A 4,656-nucleotide genomic window follows, 5' to 3' on the forward strand; every position below is an offset into this window, starting at 1 on the left:
CCCCGCGCCCAGGGTGCGGGCGGGCCCGGTGGTGGCGGCGGCCAAGGCCTCGGCCGGGCCCAGGCCGCAGGCGGCCAGCAGCTCGATCTCGCGGAGCAGGCCCGCGCCCGGCCGCACGGCGGGCATGCCGGTGTCGCTGCCCGCCAACACGGTGCCGCCCGCCTCGTGGAACTCCAGGACCCGGCGGCGCAGGGTGCGGGCGGTGCCGGCGTCCAGCAGGGCCTCGGTGACGGCCAGGGTGGGTGCGAGGGTGACCCCGCGCTCCACCATGGCCTCCAGCAGGTCGGCGGGCCAGCCCGCCAGCGGCCCGCGCGGCTCCAGGTGCTGGAGGTGGTCCGCCCCGGCCTCCAGCAGCTCGGCCAGGTCGGGCAGGGTCCCCCAGTGGGCGACCACGGGGACCCCGTGCCGGTGGGCCTCCTCGGTGATGGCGGCCAGCACCGGCGGCGCGATCGGCTCCAGGGTCCGCCGGGCGGGGTCGCCCCGGTCCTGGACGACCTTGACCACGTCCACCGGGTCCTCTCCCCCGGCCAGCGCGGCGACCTGCTCGCGGGCCTGGTCGGGGCTGCCCGGGACACGCACCCAGTCGTCGCCGGGCGCGGCGCCGACGGTGGCGACCGGGTGGCCGCCGGGGGCGGTGAAGAGCGGTCCGGCGATGCGCACCCGCGGCCCGGCCAGGACGCCGTCGGCGGTGCGGCGGCGCAGGTCGTGGACCCAGGCATTCTCGTCGCCCAGGCTGCACACGGTGGTGACGCCGTGGGCGAGGAAGGCCCGCCGCCTGCCCGGCTGGAAGCGCAGGTGGTCGGCGAGGGCCCGGAGCAGGGCCAGCGGACCGCGGCCGTCGGGGGCGCCCAGGTGGACGTGGGTGTCCACCAGCCCGGGCAGCACGGTGCACCCGGGCAGCGGGACCTCCCGGGCCCCGGCGGGGACGGGGACCGCGCCGACTGCGGCGACGCGGCCGCCCTCGATGACGACGGTGCCGTCGGCCGGCGCCAGGTCGTCGCCGACCAGCGCGGTGACCTGCGTCAGCGCCACGGTCGCGGGTTCCATACGCCCCTCCCCTCCTGCGGTGGACTCCTTCCTAGTTGAGCATATAGGATCCTGTACATGCAACCAGGAAATGATCCGGAGGGGTCTGGGGAGACGTTCGTGGAGGCCGCGCGGCGCGACCAGATCGTGCGCGCCGCCATCACGACCATCGCCGAGGAGGGGTACGCCAAGGCGTCGTTCGTGCGCATCGCCAAGCGGGCGTCGATCAGCCCCGGCCTGATCACGTACCACTTCAAGACCAAGGAACGCCTGATGCGTCGCGTCATGCGCGACATCGCCGCCCGGCTCGACCAGGCCATGGAGGGCGGCGAGGAGCCGCTGGAGGGGTTCGAGGACGCCCTGCGCCGGATCATCACCGGCAACGTCGACTACTGCGCGCGCAACCCCGAGGAGATGGCGGCCCGGCGGGAGATCGTCACCGCCGCCACCCTGCCCGAGGGGCTTCGCGCCGAGCTCGACGCGGACGAGCGGGCCGGACGGGCCGAGCTGACCGGCTTCCTCACCGAGGGTCAGGGGCACGGGGAGTTCCGGGACTTCGACCCGGACGTCTTCACCGACGTGCTGTTCGCCGCGCTGCGCGGCGCCCCGGCCGTGCTGCGCGAACGCCCCGGGGTCTCCCCCGCCGAGTACGGCCGCGAGCTGGCCGACCTCTTCTGCGCCGCGGCCACCGGCCGCCCGCCCGCGGCGTTCTGAGGGACCCGCCGAACGCCGGTGGGGATCCGGACGAACGCCGACGGGGGCCGGTCCGCGATCGCGGACCGGCCCCCGTCGAGGCCTCGGTGAACCGTGTCAGACGGCCTGGGCGCGCAGCGCCTCTCGCTCGGCGCGCTGGTTGCGGGCCTCGTCCGGGTCCAGCAGCGGAGCGGCCGCCAGCAGCTGGCGGGTGTAGTCGCTCTGCGGGTTCTCGTAGATGGCGTCGCTGTCGCCCAGTTCCACGACCTCGCCCTTGCGCATGACCGCGACGCGGTCGCTGACCTGGCGGACCACGGCCAGGTCGTGGGCGACGAAGATGTAGGTCAGACCGAAGTCGTCCTGGAGCTCCGACAGCAGGCGCAGCACCTGGTCCTGGGTGGACACGTCCAGGGCCGAGACCGGCTCGTCGCAGATGATCAGCTTGGGCTTGAGGATCAGCGCGCGGGCGATCGCGATGCGCTGGCGCTGGCCGCCCGAGAACGCGTGCGGGAACCGGTTGTAGTGGTTGGGCTGCAGCCCGACCCGCTCCAGCAGCGCCTGCACCTCGCGCTTGATCTTCTTGGTGTCCCGCTCGCCCTGCACGCGCAGCGCGGTGCCGATCGCGTCGCCCACGGTCACGCGCGGGTTCAGCGACGAGTACGGGTTCTGGAACACCATCTGCACGTCACGGCGCAGCGGACGCAGCGCGCGCTCGGACATGTGCGTGATGTCCCGGCCCTCGAAGACCACCCGGCCCCGGGTGGGCTCCAGCAGGCGCATGACCATCCGCGACAGCGTGCTCTTGCCCGAGCCGGACTCGCCCACGATGCCCAGCGTCTCGCCCTTGTACAGGTCGAAGCTGACACCGTTGACGGCCCAGAAGTCGGTGGAGCGGCCCATGGCCCCGCCGCGCACCTTGAAGCGCTGGGCGACGTCCTCCACCTTGAGCAGCGGTTCGCCGCCGCTGGGGGCGGGGGTGAACGCCTGGAACTTCGCCGGGTCGGTGACGACGCCCTCGCGCTTCTCCTTCTCCAGCCGGTCGGCGCGGTCCTGGGCGCGGCGCTGGGCCCGGGAGACCTCGACCCGCGGCACCGCGGCCAGCAAAGCCTGCGTGTAGGGGTGCTCCGGGGAGGACAGCACCGTGCGCACATCACCCCGCTCCACGGCCACGCCGTGGCGCATCACCACGACCTCGTCCACCGAACCCGCCACCACGGCCAGGTCGTGGGAGACCAGGATCAGGGCCATGCCCAGATCCCGGCGCAGCTCGTCCAGCAGGTCCAGGATGCGCGCCTGCACCGTCACGTCCAGCGCCGTGGTCGGCTCGTCCGCCAACAGCACCTTGGGATCGCACATCAACCCCATCGCGATGACCACACGCTGGCGCATACCGCCGGAGAACTCGTGCGGGTAGGAGTTGATCCGCTTCTCGGGCTGGGGGATCCCCACCCGGTCCAGCGCCTCCACCGCGCGCTTGAGCGCGACGGCCTTGGACGCCTTGGGATGGTGGACCCGGTAGGCCTCGACCAGCTGGTTGCCGATGGTGTACTGCGGGTGCAGCGACTGCATCGGGTCCTGGAAGACCATCGCGATGTCGTTGCCGCGCATCGCCCGCAACTGCCTGTCCGTGGCGGTCACCACGTCCTTGCCGGCCACCTCGATGGCGCCGGTGATCTTCGCCCGGCTGCCGCGGTGCAGGCCCATCAGGGCCAGCGAGGTCACGCTCTTGCCCGAGCCCGACTCGCCCACGATGCCGAGGGCGCCACCGGCGGGCACCTCGAAGGACAGTCCGTTCACCGCCTGGACGTCGCCGTCCATGGTCGGGAACGTCACCCGCAGGTCGTCCACGCGGACGACGGGCTCGGTCGAGGCCATGTCACATTCCTTCACTAGAGCTGATCGGTACCGGCGCGCGCTAGGCGGCGATGCGCACCCGCGGGTCCACCAGCGGGTACAGCAGGTCGACGATCAGGTTGCAGATGACGATGAAGACGGCGCCCAGGAGCGTCACGCCGAGCACGACCGGCAGGTCCTTGCCGATGATCGCGTCGATGGCGTAGGCACCGATCCCCTTGAGGGAGAACACCTTCTCCGTGAGGATGGCGCCGCCCAGGACCAGGCCGAGGTCCAGGCCGAAGATCGTCAGGATGGGCGTCAGGGCGGGGCGCAGGGCGTGCTTGAAGATCACCTTGCGCTCGCTCAGGCCCTTGGCGCGGGCGGTGCGGATGTAGTCCTCGCCCAGCACCTCCAGCATGCCCGCGCGGGTCTGGCGCGCGTACTGGGCTGCGTGCAGGAACGCCAGGGTGATCCAGGGCAGCAGCATCGCCATGAACCAGGCACCGGGGTTCTCGGTCAGCGGCGCGTACCGCGGGACCGGGAGGACCTTCCACTCGTGGACGATGAACGCCAGCGCGAGCAGACCGGTGAAGTAGATCGGGAGGGACACGCCCACCAGGGCGGTGCCCATGGCCAGGCGGTCGAAGATACTGCCCTTCTTGACCGCGGACAGCACGCCGACGGCCACGCCGCCGATGAGCCAGATCACGGCCGCGCCCAGCGCCAGGGACACGGTGATCGGCAGGCGGGCGAGCAGCTGGTCCAGCACAGGGCTGTTGGTGGTGAAGGAGTAGCCCAGGCACGGGGCCGCGCACTCCACCGTCTCCCGGCCGAACTGGAACTGGTCACCGAAGACCAGGGACCGGATGAAGTCGAAGAACTGCACGATGACGGGCTGGTCCAGGCCGAGCCGCTCCACCGTGGCGTCGAGCGCCTCGGGGGTCGGGGCCTTGCCCACGTACATCGCGGCCATCCCGCGCGGGGTCACGCCCGCCCACTTGGGCAGGACGTAGAAGATCCAGAAGGTCACCGCCGTGACGACGGCGAGCAGCAGCAGCCCCGCAGCGAGGCGGCGAAGAATATAGTTCAGCATCGCGGTCG

At 72.4% G+C, this 4,656-nt stretch carries 4 protein-coding genes; 1 reads left to right on the top strand and 3 read right to left on the bottom strand.

What is annotated here, in order from left to right:
* Window positions 1-1,047 (bottom strand): amidohydrolase family protein (locus ACJOT3_RS34005; RefSeq protein WP_406977239.1); only part of this gene is annotated, 1,047 nt, incomplete at its 3' end.
* Between the two features lie 57 nt (window positions 1,048-1,104).
* Between ACJOT3_RS34005 and ACJOT3_RS34010 the strand changes: the two genes are divergently transcribed.
* Window positions 1,105-1,740, top strand: coding sequence for a TetR/AcrR family transcriptional regulator (locus ACJOT3_RS34010; RefSeq protein ID WP_406977240.1), 636 nt, complete (start codon window positions 1,105-1,107; stop codon window positions 1,738-1,740).
* A 96-nt stretch (window positions 1,741-1,836) separates the two neighbouring features.
* On the opposite strand, the gene ACJOT3_RS34015 is transcribed toward ACJOT3_RS34010, so the two are convergent.
* Together ACJOT3_RS34015 and ACJOT3_RS34020 are read right to left on the bottom strand one after the other, a co-directional pair.
* Window positions 1,837-3,594 (bottom strand): ABC transporter ATP-binding protein, encoded by a 1,758-nt coding sequence (locus ACJOT3_RS34015; protein ID WP_406977241.1) that lies wholly within the window; start codon window positions 3,592-3,594, stop codon window positions 1,837-1,839.
* Window positions 3,595-3,634: 40 nt separating this feature from the next.
* Window positions 3,635-4,648: an ABC transporter permease gene (locus tag ACJOT3_RS34020; protein WP_406977242.1), complete on the bottom strand. Its 1,014-nt coding sequence runs from the start codon at window positions 4,646-4,648 to the stop codon at window positions 3,635-3,637.
* Between the last annotated feature and the right edge of the window lie 8 nt (window positions 4,649-4,656).

The sequence above is a fragment of the Nocardiopsis protaetiae genome, assembly GCF_045446735.1.
Taxonomy (GTDB): Bacteria; Actinomycetota; Actinomycetes; order Streptosporangiales; family Streptosporangiaceae; genus Nocardiopsis; species Nocardiopsis protaetiae.